Origin of the sequence: Dictyobacter kobayashii (genome assembly GCF_003967555.1) — a bacterium.
GTDB classification, from domain to species: Bacteria; Chloroflexota; Ktedonobacteria; order Ktedonobacterales; family Ktedonobacteraceae; genus Dictyobacter; species Dictyobacter kobayashii.
The window spans coordinates 1,232,372-1,255,330 of sequence record NZ_BIFS01000002.1 but is presented as its reverse complement, the minus strand read 5'-3'; the positions used below and the strand labels follow the sequence as shown (position 1 = coordinate 1,255,330).

Here is a 22,959-nt window from a genome sequence, read left to right as displayed (position 1 = left end):
CTCTATTTTGTGTTGCTCAGCGTGGCGAAATCTTCGGGGCTGAGCTGGATGGCTGTGGCGGCGATGTTCTCTTCAGCGTGTTGGACCGAGGAGGTGCCGGGGATTGGCAGCATGATGGGTGAGCGCGCCAGTAGCCAGGCCAGGGCGATCTGGGCCGGACCGGTCTGGTAACGTTGTGCCATTGCTTCCAGCGGGCTACCAGCCTGGCCGAGCTGTCCGATGGCGAGCGGGAAGAAGGGCATGAAAGGGATGTGCTGGGTGGTACAGGCATCCACTAAATCTTCATGCTCACGGTTGATCAGGTTGTAAAGGTTCTGCACCGAGGCTACCCGGATGATAGCTTGCGCCTCTTTGAGCTGTTCCAGCGTTACGTTGCTGACACCAATATGGCGAATCTTGCCCTCACGTTGCATTTCGGCCAGCGTAGCTACCGAGTCGGCAAAAGGAATGTCCGCATCAGGCATATAGCGGCAATGGACCAGGTGGATCTGCTCCAGGCGTAGCTGGCGCAGGTTTGTCTCGATCGCATTGCGCAGGCTGGCTGGACTCATATCAGCGGTCCAGCTGCGGTCAGCGTTGCGGCGAGCCCCGACCTTGGTAGCTATAACCAGATTCTCTGGATAAGGGTAGAGGGTCTCCGCGATCAAGCGGTTAGAGACATCTGGACCATAATAGACGGCGGTATCCAGAAAGTTGACGCCCAGTTCCACCACACAGCGCAGGACCGCCCGGGCCTCTTCAGGATGGGCGGGCTCGCCCCATACGCCAGGTCCGGGTAGGCGCATCGCTCCATAACCCAGACGGTTCACAACATACTCATTGCCAATCGTAACAGTGCCGGCTGTGGCGGCTGTTGGTGTTGTTGTCATATACAAATCCTGCTTTCTTTCGCTATCTAATTATTGCGCACCTTCACTGACGGATGGTACAGTAGCAAGTATGACACGTAAGCAAACGCAGGACTAGAGTCTTGTTATCGTACGATTGAGAGTGTCAGGATAAATACGGGAGGAAGCAATGACTGTATATGACGAGCAACGCCGCGAGGCATTGGCAGAATTTCTACGCACGCGGCGCGAGCGCCTGCGACCCGAGGATGTAGGTTTACCCACAGGCAAGCGGCGACGCGCGCCGGGCCTGCGCCGTGAGGAGGTGGCCCAACTGGCCAACATCGGCGTTTCCTGGTATACCTCGATGGAGCAAGGTCGCGATGTCCATCCTTCACTCGATATACTTGATAGCGTGGCTACGGCTTTGCAGTTTACTGAACATGAACGTCAACATCTTTTTCTGCTGGCCGATCAACATGCCTTTGCCAGTGCACCACCTCCTGAAGAATATATCAGCCCCGCCCTGCGGCGTATCCTGGCTAGCCTCGATCCCGATCCAGCCTACATCATGGGACGACGCTGGGACTACCTGGCCTGGAATAAGGCGGCCGAGTGCCTGTTTCGGCCCGCTCAGAGCTCAGAGGCATATGCCCGCAACATTATCTGGACCATATTCACCGCTCCTGAAAAGCGCATTGCTGGTTCACACTGGGAGCAGGTCGCGCAGGCGATACTGGCCGAGTTTCGTAGCGAGAGCGCACGCTATGCTGGCGAAGAATGGTTTAAGCAGCTGGTTGCCGACCTACAGCACGCCAGCCCCGAGTTTCGTGCCTGGTGGCCGCGCCACGATGTACGTGGGCGTACCGATGGCTACAAGGAGTTTGAACATCCTATGGTTGGTCGCCTGCTTTTTGAGCACAGCACCCTTCAGGTACCCGCCAATCCCGATATCAAAATCATGATCTATACACCTGTGCCCGGTACGCCGACCGCCGATCTTTTACAACAGCTGATAGCTACCACAGCCGCACAGGCTCTCGATCCTGTGCACTGACTTGAGCAATCCCTGATATCTAGCCAGAGCGTGGCAGCCAAAAAAGTTGTGGCTAGCTATTATTCCTCGACCGTATTTTGGCCAACATCGTTGGTGGTTGTTGCCCCGTCAGCCTTATTTTGTGCTACATCGTAGACGGTCGTTATCCCATCAACTGTGATAGCAATTTTTGTATAACTGAAGGAATCTTGCTCGGTATCCGTGTTGCTATTGGAGAAGCGTGCATACCCGGTCACCAGCACATTGCTCAAGGTAATCATTTTTGAGCTCTTGCCTGCAGCGTCATAAAATGTAAAGGTGACAGTTTTAATATGGGCACCAGTCGTCAGCGCCCTCACAATTTTAGGTGTCAATTTGCTGACATCCTTGGCTATGGTTACTGCTGAGACCTGGACTTTGCCAGCCGCCAGTCCATTTCCTGTGGGATTGCTTACTGTATTGGTCATACTCATCTGGAGGGTATTGATCGGTTCGGTTCCAATTGTGTCAATATCCATGACGATGGTAGTGGTGACCTGTGCTTTGACACTGGCTCTTCCATAAGCAATACCATTAAAGTTCCAGGCGCTCGCCAGGCTGGCAAGTGCCACTAATACCAGCGCGACCAGCAGTGGCCGCATAAGTTGAAATGTAAATCTTCTTTCCATCTTCCATTCCTCAACTGAATAAACAAGTCTTATACCTTCAGCATATAGCACCTGTAAAAATGAGCGCATAAAAAACCAAATCTTTATGTATTGCTGTGTTTAACATGCTGCTAAAAATTTCGATTAATAGCTGATATAGCCATTTTTCTTTTGCTATCTTTGTATTTGTGCACTTGCTATCTGTCGATATGGTATACTCGAATATAAGTGAGTTTCTTTATTTAAGATAGGAAATAGGGACTTCATATTACTAAGTTTGCTACTAGTAACTATTTCTTTTATCTATGGATATCCTACGTACAACAGTTATTTCTAATATTTTTTGTGTGCGCCTCGATCATAGATATTGGGAGTGTGGAGTGTGTGCTGGGCGGCCGCGGCCGCTCAGCACACACTCCACACTTGATAGATAATATATTATGAGTAAGAGCGAAAATTAAGGAGCGCCGAACGCATGGACGCCATTCAGGCATCTCATTCTAAGCAACAAGCGAAGAAGCCTGGCAATACCTCTCCATCCTCGAAACAGTCACCGCCTCCAACACGAAGTAATATATTCAAGAAGCTATGGCACTGGTGGTCCGCATTCACGGGCCCTAAAAAGGATACATTTCCGACTGATATTTTTGCTCAAGAACAGCTGCGCCGCGCACGCCTGGTGAGCGCTTTGTTAATACTTGTTGTCATCGTAGTGGCGCTACTCATTCTTAGCGCAACGGTGCGTTCACTCTGGATACCGACCATCATTTTATTAGTTGGTGGTGTTGTTATCGCGTTCTGCAATCGAGCTGGCCATACGACGTTAAGTTCGATTTTCTATGTCTTACTCGTAGATGTAGCGCTGGTTGGCTTTTTCTATTTTAAGCCCGTGCCCGCGCTGAGTAGTGGGAACATGACAGGCCTTGATCTCTTTATTCTCGCCGTCCTGGTGGGTGGTGTCATTTTGCCGAAAGGACTGATTCCATTTTCTGGCATCCTGCAGGTTCTTCTCATCTGCGTGATCTTCTTCTCTCGTCCGCATGATGCCAGCCTGACCGAGTTGATTCAACGCGCCGGCAATGACTATGTTGCTCTTATGCCCACTCTGGTGCTCCATGTTGTTGGCACAACACTTGCCTGGTTACATGCATGGAGTGTCGAACGAGCGCTTATTCGTGCCAGCCAGGCCGAAGAACTGGCGGAAGCACGCTCTGAGTTAAGTCAGCAGGCATTACTCATCACAAAGCAGAAGCAGCGGCTTGAAGAGGGCATCTCGTCCATCCTGGAGGCCCATCGGCAGATCGCGGCTGGCAATCTCGCCGCGCGGGCACCGGTGCATGAAGACCAGGAGTTGTGGCAAATTGGACACGCACTCAATCTTATGCTAATGCGCATTCAGCAGCAGGCACAGGACTATCGCTCCCTCCAGGCCACGTATAAAGAGATCGATCAATTAATTAATGTGTTCGGTGAAGCGCGTGCGGAGAGACGGCCAGCTCTTCCTCCTGTGCGTACACCTTTAGCGCAGCGTCTGCTGGTTGTATTGAGGCGCTAATATATTCTTCGCTTTTTTGGTCATGATACACTTACTGGATCGGGCATTGTCGCATTCTGGCGTAGGAGGGTGAGGGCGATGATTGGGAAGATCAGGACCGAGAGTAGCCCGGCGGCTATGAGCGCTGCGCCGGTGGCCCTGGTGATTATGCCCAGATCCAGACCGATCTGTGTGGCGGCTACTATAAATGATAACGAGGTGGCTTGCAGCAGTCCTGCGATGATCGAGCGTTGCTTGCCGATGAGTGGACGGTAGAGGAGCGCGGGTAGACCGCGAATGAGTAATAAAGCGAGCAGAAATAATGGTACTCGTAAGATGGTTTCAGGACTTGCGATGAGTGACTTCAGGTCAAATTGTATGCCGCTACTGATGAAGAATACGGGAACAAAGATCCCAAAACCGATGGCTTCGAGCTTTTGCCGAAATTGGGGATGGGTTAACGTGCGATCCCCATCGATTTGCCTGAGGATGACGCCGGCGATAAATGCACCCAGAATGGTCTCGAGTCCGAGTCTCTCTGCGAGCGCGACGAACGCGATCAGTAATGCGAAGGCTCCCCGTACACGGATCTGGGCGGTGGTATCCTGAAGACGTACAAGTACTGTTGTTATGCGCATTGATCTTTCCAGACGTAATACGATAACGGCGCATATTATTGCTAGCAGTACGAAACCCCAAGGAGTACTAATTTCGCTCCTGTACCGATTGCTTCACGTGAGAAGAACAGTGATAGTAGAATAATCGAGCCAAATTCAGCAAACATTGCCCCTGCAATCACCAGTTGACCAAAATCTGTGTCGCTCTCGCCTGCATCTTTGAGGAGTGGCACCACAATACCCAGGGCTGTCGCTACCAGGACAATTGCGATGAATAGCGGTGCTATTATCTGCCCTGCCGCATAAAGCCCATATCCCACCAGTAGCGCTAGCCCCAGTGAGACCAGGAAGGCGAGTGCTACATAGAGTAATAAGCGGCCTTTTAATCGTTCTAGTTCTACTTCCAGGCCCGCCAGAAAGAGTAGAAACGCTAGTCCGATCAGGGAGAGAATTGAAATTGGTAGATCAATTTTGACCCACCCCAGCACGGCTGGTCCGATAATGATGCCTCCCAGTATCTCTAATACCACCGATGGGAGGCGACGGATTGGAGAGAGGCCTAATAGAAGTGGTGCCAGGAAGGCCAGGGCAGTGACAATAAGTAAGCCAGTAAATGAGATAATAGGCATGCTAACCTCGCATCTATGTACTGAAAAAGTTCCCAGACCAGTATTGACTGTTGCCTGTTCAAGAACAATCCTTGTTTATTTGTTACACTGTCTGTTTGCCTCTTTAAACGACTCTGCCATGCATAACACACTTGTCCATTTCGCCTTTGTGCCAGAGTGGTCCCTCTAGCGCACACCACAAATTTCAGGTGAACGCAGCAGGCGCAAGACTTCATGAGCACTGTAACATTCCAGGTCTGTTATTCGTTTCGTGAGAGTAGGCATGTTGTGCTCACCCGTTTTTTATCCCTGATGTGGCGCTTATATATTTCCCTCGAGTTCGAAGTGAAGCGTGATACGACGGCTGCGCTATCCGCGAGTGAACGGTGTTTCTCATGGCTTTTCAGTGCATATAGTAATAAGTGTTTCTGAACATGCATCGCGCAGGATGAGGGAGGAATAGTCATGATAACGCAATTTCGGGATCGTACCGAGGCAGGCCTGCAGCTAGCAGCCCAATTGACTGCTTATCGCGATCGGCCAGATGTTCTGGTACTGGCATTGCCCCGAGGTGGTGTGGTCGTTGCCTTCGAGGTTGCTCGTAAGCTCCATGCTCCTCTGGATGTTATGATTGTGCGCAAGCTTGGTGTGCCCGGGCAAGAGGAACTTGCGATGGGAGCCATAGCTTCAGGTGGCGTGCGTATATTTAATGACGAGGTTGTGTACATGCTAAGGATCTCCGATGAGATGATCAATGCAGTCGTCGCACGTGAACAAGGTGAATTGGAGCGGCGAGAATACCTCTATCGTGGAGATCGTCCAGCCTATGATGTTCGTGGTCGCACAGTTGTGCTGGTAGATGATGGGATCGCGACTGGAGCGACTATGCGTGCGGCTATCGTGGCGCTGAAACAGCAGCGCCCTGCTCATCTGATCATTGCTACTCCTGTGGCTGCCGCCGCAACCTGCGATGAATTCATCGCTGAGGGGAATGCGATTATCTGTACCCATAAACTGGATAGGCTCTATTCCGTTGGCATCTGGTATGAACAATTCCCTCAAACCAGCGATGAAGAGGTACGTGACCTGCTTGAGCGAGCCAACCAGGAGTATTCTGCCTGGTTGCGGAGGCCAAAATAAACCATTCCTTGTCAGGAGTCAATTACTCCTCTTAACTCTGTATGGTTTTTTGATCTATCTCCACTTTTCGTTAGTGCTTCCTCATTTAATTTAGCATGAGCACAGTATTCATTCAGGAAAGATGGTGATGAAATGATGGGTAAACCTCAACTTGAGAAGATTATACAGATACCAGCCGATACCGTTCTGCTTGAAGGATCGCTTGTTCTACCCGACCGTACTGAGGGCCTGGTGGCATTCGCTCATGGTAGTGGGAGTAGTCGCTTTAGCCCCAGAAACAATTTTGTTGCTCGACAATTGAATCAAGCAGGCATTGGCACACTCCTCTTGGACTTACTCACAGGGCTGGAAGATACTCGCTACGAAACGCGCTTTGATATCGATTTATTGGCGGCCCGTCTGCTTCAGGTTACGTATTGGTTGCAAGAGCAGCCAGATACCAGGCAGTTGATGTTCGGTTACTTTGGAGCGAGCACCGGTGCCGCAGCCGCGCTCAAAGCCGCTGCGGCCCGCGCAACTCTCATTAGAGCAGTTGTTTCCCGGGGGGACGTCCTGATTTAGCACAAGAAGCACTGCTGCATGTTCAGTCTCCTACCTTGTTGATCGTAGGGGGTAATGATGAAACCGTCTTGCAACTGAACCGGGCGGCTTTTGCCGTTATCCCTGCGGAAAAAGAGCTCGTCATTATTCCAGGAGCAACCCATCTGTTTGAAGAACCTGGTGCCCTGGAGGAAGTTGCACAATTAGCAACACAATGGTTCAAAAGATACCTCCATTCATCTATACATTGATTTAATAGAAGTACCATGCCAGTTTTTAGTCCTATTTCATTTTAAGTTTTAATAGCTCCTATGTTAGAATGTAGGAGCTACTGACTCAGGTGGTACGCTGTTGACCTGCAGAGGATCATTGTTTCACCCTGGGCGCGCCCGAGCTTTTTTGCACCACACAAGAAAAAGTGCCGATATATGGGCTAAAGATACTCATTTAAAATAAAATAAAAAATATATAGTGTTATTGTTGTAATTAGGAGAATGAGCATTTGAGTAAAACCATACCACCACACCAGCCAAATACAAATCCCCAATTAGACAAGCCTATCTCTTCAGCCACTGGCAGCAATGTTGCTCAACCCACGCATCCCGTCTTGAATGTCATGAGAAAGGTTCCGGAAATTACGGTCTTTTTCTGGATTATCAAGTTGTTGACCACTGCGATGGGTGAAGTGACCTCAGACTATCTGGCCCATCAGCTCGATCCGATTATCGCCGTTGCTCTGGGTGGCATTGGCCTGTTAGTCGCGCTCATCCTGCAGTTCGCGGTGCGCCGATATGTGCCCTGGATCTACTGGTTAGCCGTCGTTATGGTCGCTATTTTCGGCACCATGGCTGCCGACGTGTTACACGTTGGGTTTGGTGTCCCATATCTTGTCTCAACCACGTTATTCCTGGTCGCTCTGGTCGTTATCTTCCTGCTCTGGTATCTGACCGAGAAGACTTTGTCTATCCATAGTATCTATACACGTCGCCGTGAGCTTTTTTACTGGGCCACCGTGATGGCTACTTTTGCGCTCGGTACCGCCGCAGGTGATATGACCGCGTCGACCTTTAATCTGGGTTACCTCGCTTCCGGTGTGCTGTTCGCGGTATTAATTGCTATACCAGCTCTCGCCTACTGGCTGTTTGGCTTGAACGAGATTGTTGCCTTCTGGCTTGCTTATATTTTAACCCGGCCTCTGGGTGCGTCGTTCGCGGACTGGGTAGGCAGGTCTCGCGATCTGGGTGGCCTTGGGTTGGGTACCGGACAGGTTAGCCTGGTTCTGACTGTTTTGATTGTTATCTTTGTTGGCTACCTGACAGTTACCCATAAGGATATTAAGGGTGAACAACGGTAGCTTCCTTGTGATCTCCATGATCTTCGCGCCCTCGGCGCTCAAGTAGTAATCTTCTGTAGTGTAAGCAATGCTATTTTTGCATTGCTTACACTACAGAAGAAAAACAGATGCGGGCGCACCTGCGCCCGTTTACAAGGGAATGATGTACTTCCCACTGCCATGAGGATCGCTCCCCTCAGCCGCCTCCGGCAAAGCCAGGCAGATCACGCGCAACCGCTCAATCAAATCTTCTTCTATGCCGTATCATCCATCCCTTCCACTTATTTCACATTAGAAATTGTGTTCTTTCTCCATTGTGCATCAATCAGCAACAAGATGTAAGCAATTCGACAATTGGGGGTACAGACAGGTATACGAGTCCTGACATGTAACAATTTTCCAGATCATGCGACGAAGAGGATGAGATCTCAATATTAGCAAAATGCAGAGGATGCAGAGGATGCAGATGCCATCATTTAAACAGCCGCCGCCTCAGGAGCATAGGGCTCTGGTCGCTAAATTATATACATATTATGCACCGGCCATGCTGATGTATATACGCCGTCATATCCTTTCTCGGGAAGATGCGGAAGATATCTTATTGGAAGTCTTTACGGTGGCGCTTGAGAGCCAGTTGCTGGGTGAGCTAAACGAATATAAGCAGCGTAGTTGGCTCTGGAGCGTGGCGCATAACAAGGTGATGGATTATCACCGACGTGCTAAACATCGTGTCCATACGAAGCTGGAGGATGTCGAAGAAGATCTACTGGACGCCGAGGAGGATATGCCAGAGGCTGCGGTTCTGCGCGACGAGGCACATGCCCAGGTCCGCGTGCATCTCGACACGCTTTCGCAGGCTCAGCAGGAGATAGTACGCCTGCGCTTCGCCCACGGTCTGCGTAGCCCTGAAATTGCGACCCTGGTCAATAAGAGTGAGGTAGCCGTGCGCGTTATGCTCTCACGTGCGCTCAACAGTTTGCGGGGCATCTACAACAAGGATGGTGAGGAATCGCACAATGGATGATAAAGAACACTTTCGCCCGGAAATTGTCGATGAGCAGATCGATGCGTTACTACAGGCCAGTTCTACCGCTGAAAAAGAGGCGCGTACCGTACACGACCTGCAGGATCTCTATCAGAGCGATCTCCAATCACTCAAGCGTGTCCGGAAACGTCTGGATCTGGGAAGCGATACGAACTTTGAGGAAGAATCGTGGCTGAGCAATAGCCATTACAATAATACATTATCCCATCATGAAAGGTCTCAACCCATGCAAGGACAGCACACCCAACGCTCTGGGACCAGTCCCAGGCAGGTTTTGATACGCCGCTTTGGTCTGATCGCGGCTGTACTCGTAGCGGCCCTCCTGGTTGGTAGTCTCATCACGGCCCTGAATATTATGCGTGGGCAACATAGCAATGTTGCCACCACATCGAATCCATCGCAGGTGAAGACCTCCGCCGGCCTCTATATCAGGTATTTCAACGGGGTGATAAAAGTTGATCCCATGACGGGAAAAACTATCTGGCGTTACAACCTGCCCCAGACCAAAGAAATGCCCCAGACAGCGATTACCCACGTTGACTCCGCCGGTAACACGCTATTTGTGATAGCTAATGGAAAGCTGAAAAATGGTATGTATGCAGGAGGTATGGTTGCCCTGAATGCACAAAACGGCGCTACTCTCTGGCAAAAACAACTACCACCAACGGGAGTCGGAGCCATGACCTGGAACAACATGACAGTTGCTAATGGCAACGCCTACGTTATTAGCACGGATAATAAATTAAAATCAGAGATTGTGGCCCTTGATGCTACGACAGGCGCGACGAAGACAAGCTATGGACTCTCATTATTAATTAACCAGATATCCTGGGATAGCGGCAACTTGTACCTGGGAACCACTCAGGGGTTGTACGTAGTGAATGCGCAAGACGGCAAAGTAGTCTGGAAAGATCAAGGAACCGAACCTGGTCAACGCTACTCGGTCTTGCTGTATATCGAAAATAAAATTGTCTACGCAGCTTTTAATGGCAATAACTCTTCATACCTGAAGGCATATGATGCTCAAAACGGTACTTCATTATGGCAAGGTAAAAATTTTAATGGGATGATAAGTCGTTCCATCACCATCAGCGGCCAGCAGATGTATGCCAACGTTATAACCTATGGTCAGCCGCCTGCTAGTTCTATCACAGCGTTCAATATTAACAATGGGGACGTGAACTGGTCCGTATCAGCACCGTCCATGGCTTCCTTGCCAATAGGGGCACCCGAGGTTATCGATGGGGTTGTTTACTTCCCTACCACCGTAAGTGGACAAAAAGGCGAGGTGTATACCCTGAATGCTTTAAATGCGCTTACTGGTAAGCGTCTGTGGCAGAAGCCGGTCGATCAGGGTCTTGCGTACTATGCAGCGTTGTCCAACAATATTGCCTATGCTGCCAGGCTCGATGCTCTCCCTGAACCCAACACAGTTATTATCTCTGCATATACAATTGATGGCAAACGTCTATGGCAGATCACGATCAATGAGGATGTATTAGAGATGATCACCCAGGCTGGATAGCAGAGCATAATCTATATCGGACACATTAAACTGACGAAATCGTTCACCCATGCGAGGTCACCTGCTCAAGTAGCGGTGACCTCGCATGGGTTTATTACATAATCTGGTGCATGCGCCAGGCCGTTGTAAATTTGCTTAAATATAACGTCCTATTTATTGGGTAATTGACGTCATTATTATTTAGTAAAGCAAAAATAATGTATGAAAGTTACCAATGCATACATAGGTCTTTATGCCTTTGATAATTTTGATGCATTTATAATGTATTATTGTCCCACTATGGTAATTTTTAGTCATTGCAGTTTATATCAGAGTTGCGGATAAAAAATAGCTTTGTGCATGGACTTAAAGGGAGATCGCCGCTATGAATAGAATTTTTGCTGGTAGAAACAGAGGTTTGCGTGTATTACTCATTTTGGCTGCCATCCTTGTATTGATTATCCTTATTCCTGGGATTGGTGCATGGACGATTGTCGATGCCGGGCACGTTGGCGTTGTGACCAGATTTGGTGCCATCAATCGCGTTGTGGACCCTGGCTTTGTTCTGAAGCTTCCTCTGGTTGAAGGTGTCTATTCTATGGAAACAAGGACCCAAAAAGAACAGGTGGAGGCCCTGGCCGCTTCTAAAGACCTGCAACAAGTTACTTCAACGATTGCCCTGAACTTTCATTTGAGAGGCGAAAAAGCCCAGGAGGTCTATCAGAATATTGGTGAAGACTATACTAATAGAATTATTGATCCAGCCCTGCAGGAGGCCTTTAAATCGACAACCTCTCAATTTACTGCTGCCGACTTGATTGGCAAGCGAGAACAGGTCAAGCAGATTGCTTTTACAGAACTGAAGGATCGCCTTGGAAAATATGATATCGTGGTGGATGATTTCAACATTGTAAATTTTGCTTTTTCCCAGGAGTTTAATGTAGCTATCGAGCAAAAAACTATAGCTGAGCAGAACAAGGAGAAGGCGCTCATCGAAGCCCAGACCGCCTTGATCCAGGCAAAAGGCCAGGCGGATGCTCAAAAGGTCTTAAAAGATGCGGGCGATCTGACCCCTGCCTATCTACAATTTCTGGCCATACAGAAATGGGACGGCAAATTGCCCAGCTCAACCAGTGGCGTCCCCTTCTTTCAAATCCCTATGAAATAACGCTGGCTATTCCACCAAAACTCAAGCCCACCCCCCGCCCCCAGTCTCAGTCGGGAAGAAAGCTGGTAAAGCGGGGAGGTGCAGGCGCCCCGCGATCAAGTAGCCGGGGCAGCGAGCCTATACGCGGGAACGTAGCTCAACAACAGCAAATTTGAGTGAGCTATGCCTTCTATATTTTCCCGAAAACACCGAAAGTTCGTCAGTCATTCTGTGCACTTTTTTTGCTGTGCTTGCATCTCAACGATACAATCAGGAGGTAATCGCACATTATGGAAAGAAGTGAGCAAGATGAAAGCGATTCAATTTGATCAGTATGGAGAACCTGCACAGGTTCTAACGCTCCGAGAAACTTCCGTACCTGAGCCAGGAAACAATGAAGTACGCGTTCGTATGATTAGCAGCCCTGTCAATCCGTCTGACCTGCTGTTTGTGCGAGGCGTATATGCAGGAGTTCAACCGCACTTTCCGGCATCTGCCGGATTTGAAGGGGTAGGTCTTGTGGATGTAGTTGGCCCACAGACACAGGGAGTTGTCCGTGGACAACGAGTGGCGGTACTCAATGGGGAAGGTGGCAACTGGGCAGAATACGCGGTTGTTCCCGCCAACAGACTCTTCCCTGTCCCTGATGACCTTTCCAATGAACAGGCGGCCTCCTTCTATATCAACCCCGCAACGGCCATTGCCATGGTTCGTTATGTGCTCGCTGTACCACGAGGCGAGTGGCTACTCCAGTCCGCCGCAGGTTCAGAACTGGGACGCATGATTATCAAACTGGGTCAGAAGGATGGATTCCACACGATCAATGTTGTCCACCGACACGCATCAATTGAAGAGCTCAAACAACTGGGTGCTGACGCCGTCATTGCCGCTGATGACGGACCAATTGACGAGCAGGTACGCAGGCTTGTCGGTCCTCAAGGCGTCAGGTACGCCATTGACCCGGTGGCAGGAGATACCGGAACCCAGATATTTCAGGCGCTCAGTGATGATGGACACATGCTGGTCTATGGTTCCTTGACGGGTGAACCAATCCGTGTCGGGGCCGATCCACGTTTCATTCTCGCTGGCAACCGCATCCTGGAAGTCTTCTGGCTTGGCTATTGGTTCCGGGGGCGCGATGATGCCGCGCAACGGAATCTGTTTGGTGATATTGTCACGCTCATGCGTGAGGGCATCCTGGGAACCACAAGCGCACATCCTTTCTCCCTTGACAAGATTGGTGCCGCCGTCAAACAAGCAGAGGCCCCAGGTCGCCATGGCAAAGTGCTGCTCGTGCCCGCAAAGCAGTAGAAGCAGTGAGCCCCACCTCCCGCCGAATGGTCTTTAACCAATGAAGTTGGTAGAAAGCAGGGAGGTGCAGGTGGGGCGGCGAGCCCCACCTGCCAGGGAGCGGGTGTCCCCGCTCATTTCCTCCTCCATTCCCGCCGAAGGGGGGAATGTAAAAGATAGCCAATCTGGCTAGTATATTTAGTAAAAAACTAAACAATTAAACCTGTTTTGTGCGTGAATTTCATAACCCTTTTCGTTTATTAATATAAATATTGACTTTTGTGCATGAAGCATATACACTCGATCTATCCTTATTCCTTTAAATAAACCGTGCAAATGTGTAACCTGTTTTGACCCAAGAGAAAGGCTGACTTCGCAATGGCGTTCGTACCTGGTGAACCTCTATCCAATGATTCTTCTGTTGTCTTGCAAAAGGCACGCGAGCATACTCTTCTGATTATTGACACAAACGAGGTTCGGGCACAGCACCTGGCTCGCCTTCTTACTTTTGCCGGGTTGCGAGCTATTGTTACTTCAACCAGCTATCAGGCTTTTAATCGTTTCTTAAAAGAGCGTTTTGTTCCTCGCCTGATCTTGATTGGTCAACAGGAGGAGACCACGAATCCTCTTTTTGCGCGTTTTTCCCAACGCCTGCTTCAAGACTTACAGCAGGATATTCCGGTCATGCCTCTATCTTCTATTTACCTCAATGACGGCCTGCTCTTGACGGCGGAAGAGTCTATTTCAAGTACGATGCATTGTATCTCACCTCCTAACCGCCTGATCCTGAGGAGAATCTGGCAGGTATTGCCGTCGGCACAGATACCGTTGAAGACGATGGAGCACTCCATGGCTTTGGAGTCGCTGCCAAAGATAGGCTTTCGCCCTCGCGTTGCCCGCTCCAAACGCTCTTTCTCGTCTCATTTGCATTATCAGTTGAAGGCGGCCAAACACGTTATCCCGCCCGATCAATGGGATGTGTTGACCGATGTCGGACTGGCACAGTTCTGTCAGGAGGACCAGTGGCCGTCCGCGGTTGATCAGTTTACTATCCCGCCCGAATATTTCTCCCTCCTCACCCGGGCCGTGATGTTTTCACGCCCTGAACAGCCTTTGCAGCAGGTGCACCATTGGGCTGATCAGGTTGAAGCTGATACGTTGCATAAAGCCCTCTTGATTTTTTTGATGCAGCAGATCCCCAAGATTATTGGCGCCGATCGCACCATGCGTACACTGCTTGGTGTGCTGACCAACGAGATCGATAGCCGCCGCGGCGAAAAGCTCACTGAATGGAAGCGGCTTGAGGACGGCTCATTTATCTTTGTTTTTTATAGCAATATTTTTGTCTATAGTCAGATGGGATCTGAGCGTCCCTTATGCACTATGTGGCAGTCTTCATTTGATCTTATTCTGCGACTGACAAAGCAGCAGCAACAATGGAATATTCGTGAAGTTGAATGCAGTAGCCAGACCCATACCGGACATTGTGTATTCCTCATTTCACCCAGACAGCGCTAGTAGCGCGCCTGCGGCGCTCAATAAAGTTTTTAGAATAGGTCTTGTCCTCATGATCTCCTCGCTCTTCACACCCGATTTTGAGCGCCAATAGCGCTCAAGGTGTATTTCTTGTGTGGTGCAAAAAGTGCGCTATGCGCACTTTTTGTACCACACAAGAAAAAAAGCTCGGGCGCGCCAGCGCACGTACGCCAGGGCTCAGCGCGCTTCCATAAGACAGACTATGAACTTATCCCTGTAACTAATTCTGTAATGCCATCGTCATATCTCTGTATGAGATTTCTACTTTTCTGCAGGGCTAAATAGTAGAAAATACTGTTACGTGCATCCATTATTGATATATGGCAACTATAGTTTGCCGGAGCATATTGTGATGGAAATGTGATGCCCATCTCACCATAGAGAGTCTTTTGAGACGGCTAGAGGTTATATTTTTATTCTTAGCAAAGAATTGGCATTTACAGCTTTTTAAGAAAGACACATTGTCAGTGTTGCAGACCCGGGACTGGTTGCGCATGTCACAAAGGAGGACTGGTAATGTCTCTGTTCTTTCCGCTGCACCAGGTGATAATCTTACTCCCACTTGCCAGCAAGTGTCTGATTATTGGTCTTGCCGTTCTCTTTGCCGCCTCTCTTGTCTATCGCAGGCGGTTGCATGCCCACTCGGCTATGTCTCGGAAGCGCGATTATCTATTGCAGTCAGTTGCTTCACTCCATGCCAGCGATTTTAGATTGATGCATTATGTGCAGGATATTTATCTTTCTCGCCAGGTTGATCGGGTTGTAAGAGAGACCCTTAGAGAGCTGGCCGCTGCTACCAATCGTTCGTTGCTGGGTGTCTGTATTGTTGGACCTCCTTTACAGGGAAAGACGCGGCTTGCCTGGGAGGCGATGCGGGCTGAATTAGCGGACTGGACTGTTGTGCGTTGGCCACATGTCTGCTATCGGGCCCTGGCACCCTTTGATTTTTCCTCTGGCATAGAGAGACGGTTCGTTCTCTGGCTAGATGATGTGTATGAGTTCGCTCATCCAGATGAGGCGAATGCTATCCTGGATTTTATCCGCCTTTGTTCTATTCATGATGTGCATCTCATTGTGATTGCTACCTGCCAGGATGGAGAGCTACAAAGGCAGGCAGAGCATTATCTGGATAGTCTGCTGGGCCGCTTGAAAACCGTGATACTTCCACCTATGGATCAGTGTGAGCAAAGGGAGCTGCTCTATAGTTTTTCGGAACAGGGAGATGCAGTATACGGGGATGAAGTCGATGGTGCACCAGGATTGCTTGTGTTAAGGATCAAGTGTATGCGGGAGCGCTATCTCCATTTGCCGTGTGAGGCTCGCTATGTGCTGCAAGCTTTGAAGCTGTTGCATTCAGCCCACATTTATCTCTATTCTGACACACAGGTGAAAACGATTGTTCAATATGTCTTTGGTTGCCAGTATGCTAATTGGTCGGATATCTATGCCGTCCTGGAGCAGGAACATTTTATCGTCCGGCGCACAGGTGATCGTGATGCAGGAGATATTATCGAGCCAGTGGCTAACAGCTATATTGGTGATGATGTCATCATGGATTTTCCTGCCCGGCAGGTACCACTGACTTACTACTGGATACAATTGAAGAATAGCTTCAAGCAGCATGCCGATATTAAAGGACTAAACTACCTGGGATTGGCTTTCGCGACCTGCCCGCAAGAAAATCCATTGCATAATCTGTTTCAGGCGGAGGCTTGCTATCGTAATGCTCTCCAGCTATGCAGTAAAAGAAGCATGCCGTATTATTGGGCCAACATTCAGGGCAATCTGGGCGATGTTTTTCAGGCTCAGGCGGCCATGTTTGCTGGTGTCGAAGGCAGGTTTTTGGTGCAGCGAGCCATCACGGCTTATCACGATGCTCTCACTGTATATAGCCCGACCGGATCTCCAATAGCCTGGGCAAAAACTTTGAGCCGCCTTGGGCGGCTTTCGCAGGCGCAAGCCAGGGTGATGAAGGGCGATGAGTCATACTGTCTTTTGGGCAATGCTTTGCAGACTTACGAGGAGACCATGGTTGTCTATACACGGGAACATACCCCGATCGATTGGGCGATGACTTTGAACGATATGGGGCTGACGCTTCATAGCCAGGCTCAATTGCGCGAGGGCTTTATCTGCTATCAGCTTTTGCAGCAGGCTTTGTCAACCTATCAGGATGCTCTTATGGTCTATATTGATAATCACGCATTCAGATATAGAGCGCAGATTCAGCGCAACCTGGGGAACATCTTATGTGATCAGGCAAAGCTGGCTATTGGAGAAGAGCAGAGCAGCCTGTTGGATCGTGCCCTTGCCGCTTACCAGGACGCCCTGACCTATTGATCCCCGCCCGTTGTTTAGTGGCCGCCTCCAAATTGATAGAGCTTCTGAAAGCTTGCAATTACCTCACCGGTGGCTGGAGTCATATTTATAAATGCCTGGATGCCGGGCCATGCTGGCTGGCATGTGCGACGGATCTCTTCGTATAACGCGCTTTCGTCAATGTAAGTACTCTTTTTGTGCTCTAGTACCAGTTGCCCGTTGACGATGACACTGTCTACAGCCGTGTCAGGTTTGCCATAGACCAGATGCAGAAGTGGCTCATGTAAGGGCAAGAACGAGCTATCTAGCAGATCCAGTAGCACTATATCCGCTAGCTGTCCTGGCGCCAGTCTACCCAGTTCATGTTGGTAGCCCAGTGCTAAGGCGCCTGCGTGCGTAGCCATCTCGATGATCTGAGCCGGGCGTGGCCAGCGCTTATAAGGGATATGGGCCTGATTGTGCACCAGGCCAGTCATTTTAAGGACCTCGAACATGTTCTGGGTATCATTGCTGGCTGAACCATCGCTGCCTAACGCCACATGGACCCCTTGCTGTATGGCTTCTTCCAACTGGAAGCGTCCACTGCCGAGTCGCAAATTACTGATGGGATTATGCACAACGGTGGTCTGGGTTTGTGCCAGTAATGAAAGATCGCCGGGCTCCAGCCAGATTGCATGGGCCAGTGAGGTTCCCGCCTTTAGCGCGCCCTCATCCTGCAAGAATTGCAAGCCTTTTTTCCCCAGCATCTTTTCAACCATATTCGCCTGGAATTGTGTTTCCAGGGCGTGCAGATGCATCCCCACCTGATATTTTTGCGCTATCTCCAGACAGCTATGGAGTAAATCTGGACTGCACCACTGTATCCCTACCGGTCCGGGCATGCCGCGTAAACGGCCCCCGGCGCCGCCATGCCAGTTCTGCATAAATTGCTCGATGACGGCGAATTGCTCCTCCAAAGGCACCCAATTGTCGAAGCGATCAACATAGGGATGCGCTGGAAAACTGACACCATAGCGCTCGCCAGCCTCTAGCAGTAAATCCCGATCTTCCAGGAATGGAGCAACCGTCGCGCGAATGCCACAGTCGTGATAAGCCTGCATGACCGCATTGAGGTGCTCTGCAGAAACACCAACGACCGTCCAATGATGATCCAGTACTGCCGTGGTGCCGGTTTTCAGCATCTCTAGCGCGCCTGCCAGGGCGCTCAAATACGTCAATTGTGGGGTCCACGCGATATAATCGTTATAAAGTGCCAGTCCCCATATCTCCACCGGCATCGAAGGCAAGGCCGCTTTTAAAATATTTTCAGGGGAATGGGTATGGGCATTGATCATGCCAGCTACCGCCAGCACATTTTCGCCCGTCAGGGTATGACATAACACATCATCAGGTGCCCGCAAAGTCCCCGCCTTCCCGATAGCCTCAATTATATTTCCCACCACCAGAATATCCCCGCTCACCAACCCCGAAGGATCTTCCTGGCTCAACAAACGACAATTCTCAATTAAAATTGCCTGCTGCTGCTGCCTGCCCCCTAAACCGAATGATTGCAACGTCATATATTTATCTCTTTCTGAATCATTGACATCCTGGAAAGCGGGGATGCAAGGGGCGGCCAGCCCCTTGACTGGGGGCTTGGGGGCTGTGCCCTCTTAGGTGTAGGTTTTTCAACAGGAGTTGAAAAAGCCCTCTGCGAGCGGCAAGTCAGGCCCCTGAGGCCAGGGCTCAGCGGGCAAGAAGAAGCGTAACGGTTCCTGTAAGCGCCAAATGATACGCGCTGCCAAGCGACACCCCCGATTGAAGCAACTCAACTTGCGCCTTTGATGCTGCTTTCGGTCGGGCTTGGCCGTGCGCCGAGCAATATGCGTGGGAGGCAGGCGTTCCAGGCAAGGCGCCTGCTCCTGCACCTCACGCTGGGCTCCCATCCCTACGGTGAGCAGAGTCGCTACCGCCATGGCCAACCAGAGCCGTTCCACCCGTGAAGGGATCTCACACCGACAGCGTTGCCAGTTCCACCCCCCTCGTTTCCCATCTTTGAACCCACATTCGATCCAAGGGCGCAGCCCGTACCAGCAAGCTTGGGCCTCTTCGACGGGCAGATCCGTCACCACGAACCAGGGCTCCTCATAGCCTTCATCCCAGCGCGCCAGCAAGCGACAGCGCAGCCGAGCATGCCGATCCGAAAAGCACATCACGTCCCCACTCCATTGGGTTCCCGCGCTGGGAACGAGCGTTTTGATCTCTCGGAAGTCCCCCACCCGATGACTGCTGGCTGGACGGGCCTTGCTGCCGCTGCGAATACGCAAAAAGGGATGCCACCCACACGCCACGATTTTTTGATACAGCCAGCGAGCGTAGAGCCCTCGATCTGCCATCACCAGGACTTCCCATTGCGCAGGAACGGACCCGCGCAAGCTCTCCAGTAGGTGCAGCCAGTGCGATTTGTGTTCTCCTTTCACTCCAGCTGGCACGATGTGCCAGGCGACCGGGATGGCACAACTACGCAGCACCACGGAGATGGAAAGGATCACGAAACGGTCACTCACGTTGGTAGCGTCGACAACGAGCACCAGACGGTGGCTGCTGGGATCCCAGCAGGATAGGATCCAGGTCAAGAGGGGCGCGAAGCAGGCCGAAACGTCCACCTGCTGCCGATGAGAACCCCGTTTGGCACCCGCTTCATTGCGCCATTCCCGCAGGCGTTGAAAGACGGTTGGTTGCGTTTGCCCCAACACTTCTGCCAGGCTGTCGGACACCTGGGTCAAGCCGCAGGTTCCTGCTATGACAATCCCCAGGCTGTAGCAGGCCAGCACCTTGGCTTGGGGCCAACTCAGATGAGGAAAGCGTCTTGCTACTTCTTTGATCCAATGCCATACTGTTTCTGGATACGACATGGTTTTCTCCCTTTCGATCGCCTTTGTTTTTGACGGTGGTCTTATCGTAACAGAAAACCGTGTCCTTTTTCTTGTTCCCTTTCAAAAAACCTACACCTAAGAGGGGCTGTGCCCCCAACCTCACTCACATCCCGGTGACGCCTGAAGGCGGCACCGGGATCACCCCCTATTGGATGAATTGATTAGTATAAAGGGCAGATGCCGGAAGATTCTTAGCTTCCACCACCTTCCCTTTCTGATCCTGGACCGAGCCAGTGGGCAGAATAAAGTTCAAATAGCCATTCCAGGCAGCATCGCTCTGGAAGCCCCACTTCTGCGTGCCATCAGTGTAGAGAGGACTTAAAGACTCTTGAGAAGCAATCACCAGCTTATTATCCGGGAATGTTCCCTTGGGAGCCGTATTAATTAGCAACTGGGCGGCTTCATCAGGATGATCCTTCGCAAATTCATAACCCTGCGTAGTGGCTTGCATAAAGCGTTTCAAGAGATCTGAATTCTTCTGAATCTCATCCTTGCTGGTCACGATGGTCGGAGAGTAATAGTCTGGCACCCCGTAGTCAGTTACGGCAAACTTTTTAAGCTGTAGACCCTGGTGCTCGGCGCCGACGATATCCAGGTTGAAGACCCAGGCGAAATCAATTTGCTTGCTTCTCAAAGCGGAGATGGCATCGGTTCCCAGGGTGATAGTGCGAAACTTGCCTTTACCGCCGGCATGTTGAATCACTTTCGACATGATCGGAATTTCATAGGGGGCTCCGTAGCTGCCATAGATCTTGCCGTCCAGGTCTTTAGGGCTGTTGATCAGGGCATCGGCGCGTGTAACCAGGTAAGAAGTATTGTGCTGGGTAATGGTAGCGATAGAGACGACATTCTGGTTGGAGGCATCGTCCAGTACAATGCTCTCGGTGCCGCTGATGCCGACATCAGCCTTACCAGAAGCTACCAGTACGTCGGGGAAAGCGTTTTGTGAGAATGGCAAGATAGAGACATCGATCCCTTGCTGTTTGTACCAGCCCTTGGCAAGCGCTGTATAAATACCCGTGTGGTTTGGATTAGGCGTGAAGTCCAGCGCCACTTTAAATGGGGTCAATTTCTGGTTGCTGGTTTTAGAACCGGCTGTTGTCTGTGTCGTGGCTGTATCATTTGTGTTTATCGAATGAAAGACCAGTAGTCCAATCACCAGTAGCACGATTACTACTGGAATACCAATACTTAAATACAGGCGTGTCCTTGATTTCATGCGAACTCCTTTGAATGATAAAAAATATTTCAACGTGCACAGAGAGTAAAATTCTCTGTGGCGGAAGCGCGCTAGGGTTGTGTTTTTTCGGCATGATATTCTTGCAGCGTTTTGACGGCTGAAAGATGATACCAGGGCAGGGCCAGCCATTCGATTAAGGAAATACAGCCGAAGAGTAAGAGACTTAACAGGGCGGTGACCACAATGGCCGCAAAGACCAGGCGGATAGCGTGCGCGTTGGTCGCCATTTCGATGTAGATTCCCAGCCCTTTCTCGGCCCCTACAAATTCTCCAAAGATGGCTGCGGTAACGCTATAGGTGGCTGCGATGCGTAATCCAGAAAAAAATGAAGGTAGCGCGGCCGGCAACCTTAGCATCCACAGAATCTGCCAGCGGTTAGCATCCATGCTACGCAGCAGACGGTACAGGTCTTTGTCGGTCGATAACAAACCGTCCGCGCAGGCGACAGTAATTGGAAAGAAACAATACAGTACCACCACAATAATTTTTGGTGTGATGCCAAAGCCAAACCAGATTAAGAGCAGTGGTGCCAGTGCGATGATCGGGATGGTCTGCGAGATAATTAAGAGTGGATAGACTGCTTTGCGTATCCATGAAGAGAAATCCATCAAAATAGTAAATAGCACCCCAAGGACAGTGGCGATTGCCAGGCCCAGGATGGTCTCTTCCAGGGTTTGTAGTGTATGGTCCAGGATGGTGCTGCTATTGTCGAGCAGTGCAGAGCCTATGGTACTGGGAGCGGGTAAAATCAGTTGATCAATTGATCCTGCCTGTACGTATAATTCCCAGATCAATAACAGGGCAAAGGCCAGCACAAATGCTGGTCCGTAGCTGGCTATGCGCCGTAATTTCATATGCTCTCCTCCCCTAAGAGGAGGCCCAGCAACTCTTGTTCCAAGCGCACTGCGCCTGGCTCTGCCAGGTGGGCGCTACGTCGTGGACGCGGCAGATCCACTGTTACCACTCTCAAAATAGTCGCGGGACGCATGCTGAGAACATAGATTTTATCGGATAAGAGCAATGCTTCCCGTACATCATGCGTAATAAATAGTACACTGGAATGAAATGATTCCCACAGTTCAAGTAGCCACATTTGCATTTTTAGTCGTGTCAGGGCGTCGAGTGCTCCAAAAGGTTCATCCAATAATAGAAATTCTTGATGAAATAAGACCGTGCGTAACAGGGCAACTCGCTGTTGCATCCCACCAGAGAGTGTGGAGGGATACTGATGTGCGAAGTCGGCCAGGCCAAAACGTAGTAAGAGCTCTCTAGCCTGCGCCTGTGTTTCCTGGCGTGGCTTACGGCGTACATCGGGTCCTAGCAATATATTCTCCTCAACGGTGCGCCAGGGCATTAGCGCTGGCCGTTGGGGCATATACCCAATAGACCCGGTGCGCTTGCGGCGGATCTCGCCATCGATAGCGATAGTTCCATCACTGGCTTCTTCCAGTCCGGCAATAATATTAAAGAGTGTGCTCTTGCCACATCCACTAGGGCCGACAATCGAGATAAATTCACCCGGCGCAACACTCATATCAAGAGGTTTGAGCACTTCGATACGCTTTTTTCCATGCATAAAGCTCTTCGAAATCTGCTGAAGTTCAATTTTGGCTTGTATCTTGTTCGTTGTTTGCATCTCCTCCTCCCTTCATTAAATATAAGCTTAGCCGCTATTACGCGA

The 22,959-nt window shown here is 50.4% G+C and carries 19 protein-coding genes and 1 pseudogene; 11 read left to right on the top strand and 9 right to left on the bottom strand.

All coding sequences use genetic code 11. The features are described from left to right. Window positions 1-2 precede the first annotated feature (2 nt). Window positions 3-869, bottom strand: coding sequence for an aldo/keto reductase (locus EL645_RS32130; protein ID WP_126556552.1), 867 nt, complete (start codon window positions 867-869; stop codon window positions 3-5). Window positions 870-1,017: 148 nt separating this feature from the next. On the opposite strand from EL645_RS32130, the gene EL645_RS32125 reads away from it, so the two are divergent. Continuing rightward, a complete protein-coding gene (locus EL645_RS32125; RefSeq protein WP_126556551.1) occupies window positions 1,018-1,884 on the top strand; it encodes a helix-turn-helix transcriptional regulator in 867 nt (288 codons plus the stop codon). Window positions 1,885-1,943: 59 nt separating this feature from the next. Here EL645_RS32125 and EL645_RS32120 read toward each other — a convergent pair whose 3' ends face one another. Next, complete coding sequence (locus EL645_RS32120; protein WP_161977865.1) at window positions 1,944-2,531, bottom strand: type VI secretion system tube protein Hcp; 588 nt, start codon at window positions 2,529-2,531, stop codon at window positions 1,944-1,946. A gap of 454 nt (window positions 2,532-2,985) precedes the next feature. On the opposite strand from EL645_RS32120, the gene EL645_RS32115 reads away from it, so the two are divergent. Further along, window positions 2,986-4,065, top strand: coding sequence for a HAMP domain-containing protein (locus EL645_RS32115; protein WP_126556549.1), 1,080 nt, complete (start codon window positions 2,986-2,988; stop codon window positions 4,063-4,065). A gap of 20 nt (window positions 4,066-4,085) precedes the next feature. On the opposite strand, the gene EL645_RS44710 is transcribed toward EL645_RS32115, so the two are convergent. Both EL645_RS44710 and EL645_RS44705 read right to left on the bottom strand, forming a co-directional pair. Next, window positions 4,086-4,682 (bottom strand): cation:proton antiporter, encoded by a 597-nt coding sequence (locus EL645_RS44710; RefSeq protein WP_281276442.1) that lies wholly within the window; start codon window positions 4,680-4,682, stop codon window positions 4,086-4,088. Window positions 4,683-4,723: 41 nt separating this feature from the next. Then, entirely contained in the window at window positions 4,724-5,290 is a 567-nt protein-coding gene (locus EL645_RS44705) for a cation:proton antiporter domain-containing protein (protein WP_218032159.1), read from the bottom strand. Between the two features lie 444 nt (window positions 5,291-5,734). On the opposite strand from EL645_RS44705, the gene EL645_RS32105 reads away from it, so the two are divergent. The 9 genes and pseudogenes from EL645_RS32105 to EL645_RS32065 all read left to right on the top strand — a co-directional run bounded on the left by EL645_RS32105 (window position 5,735) and on the right by EL645_RS32065 (window position 17,144). Next, window positions 5,735-6,409: a phosphoribosyltransferase gene (locus tag EL645_RS32105; protein ID WP_126556548.1), complete on the top strand. Its 675-nt coding sequence runs from the start codon at window positions 5,735-5,737 to the stop codon at window positions 6,407-6,409. Window positions 6,410-6,544: 135 nt separating this feature from the next. Next, window positions 6,545-7,200 (top strand): annotated as a pseudogene (locus EL645_RS45950) (dienelactone hydrolase family protein). 251 nt (window positions 7,201-7,451) lie between these two features. Continuing rightward, a complete protein-coding gene (locus tag EL645_RS32095; protein WP_246035647.1) occupies window positions 7,452-8,303 on the top strand; it encodes a COG4705 family protein in 852 nt (283 codons plus the stop codon). 439 nt (window positions 8,304-8,742) lie between these two features. Then, a complete protein-coding gene (locus EL645_RS32090; protein WP_246035646.1) occupies window positions 8,743-9,306 on the top strand; it encodes an RNA polymerase sigma factor in 564 nt (187 codons plus the stop codon). Beyond that, complete coding sequence (locus EL645_RS32085; RefSeq protein ID WP_161977864.1) at window positions 9,299-10,852, top strand: outer membrane protein assembly factor BamB family protein; 1,554 nt, start codon at window positions 9,299-9,301, stop codon at window positions 10,850-10,852. The genes EL645_RS32090 and EL645_RS32085 overlap by 8 nt, the downstream gene beginning before the upstream one ends. 364 nt (window positions 10,853-11,216) lie before the next feature. Continuing rightward, the gene (locus EL645_RS32080; RefSeq protein WP_126556546.1) at window positions 11,217-11,999 is read left to right on the top strand and encodes a prohibitin family protein; all 783 of its coding nucleotides are present in this window, start codon (window positions 11,217-11,219) and stop codon (window positions 11,997-11,999) included. Window positions 12,000-12,287: 288 nt separating this feature from the next. Beyond that, window positions 12,288-13,289, top strand: a complete 1,002-nt coding sequence (locus EL645_RS32075) for a zinc-dependent alcohol dehydrogenase family protein (RefSeq protein ID WP_126556545.1) — start codon at window positions 12,288-12,290, stop codon at window positions 13,287-13,289. Window positions 13,290-13,646: 357 nt separating this feature from the next. Then, window positions 13,647-14,786: a hypothetical protein gene (locus EL645_RS32070; RefSeq protein WP_126556544.1), complete on the top strand. Its 1,140-nt coding sequence runs from the start codon at window positions 13,647-13,649 to the stop codon at window positions 14,784-14,786. 534 nt (window positions 14,787-15,320) lie between these two features. Beyond that, on the top strand, window positions 15,321-17,144 hold the full coding sequence (locus tag EL645_RS32065) for a P-loop NTPase family protein (RefSeq protein WP_126556543.1): 1,824 nt from the start codon (window positions 15,321-15,323) through the stop codon (window positions 17,142-17,144). Between the two features lie 14 nt (window positions 17,145-17,158). Here EL645_RS32065 and EL645_RS32060 read toward each other — a convergent pair whose 3' ends face one another. The 5 genes from EL645_RS32060 to EL645_RS32040 all read right to left on the bottom strand — a co-directional run bounded on the left by EL645_RS32060 (window position 17,159) and on the right by EL645_RS32040 (window position 22,914). Next, window positions 17,159-18,682, bottom strand: a complete 1,524-nt coding sequence (locus tag EL645_RS32060) for an amidohydrolase family protein (RefSeq protein ID WP_126556542.1) — start codon at window positions 18,680-18,682, stop codon at window positions 17,159-17,161. A gap of 108 nt (window positions 18,683-18,790) precedes the next feature. Further along, entirely contained in the window at window positions 18,791-20,017 is a 1,227-nt protein-coding gene (locus EL645_RS41675) for a transposase (protein WP_218031778.1), read from the bottom strand. A gap of 166 nt (window positions 20,018-20,183) precedes the next feature. Then, window positions 20,184-21,257 (bottom strand): ABC transporter substrate-binding protein, encoded by a 1,074-nt coding sequence (locus EL645_RS32050; RefSeq protein WP_126556541.1) that lies wholly within the window; start codon window positions 21,255-21,257, stop codon window positions 20,184-20,186. A 71-nt stretch (window positions 21,258-21,328) separates the two neighbouring features. Further along, the gene (locus EL645_RS32045) at window positions 21,329-22,132 is read right to left on the bottom strand and encodes an ABC transporter permease (protein ID WP_126556540.1); all 804 of its coding nucleotides are present in this window, start codon (window positions 22,130-22,132) and stop codon (window positions 21,329-21,331) included. Further along, window positions 22,129-22,914 carry an ABC transporter ATP-binding protein gene (locus EL645_RS32040; protein WP_126556539.1) on the bottom strand — a complete coding sequence of 262 codons (786 nt, stop codon included), beginning with the start codon at window positions 22,912-22,914 and terminating at the stop codon, window positions 22,129-22,131. Before EL645_RS32040 ends, EL645_RS32045 begins: the two co-directional genes overlap by 4 nt. Window positions 22,915-22,959 lie beyond the last annotated feature (45 nt).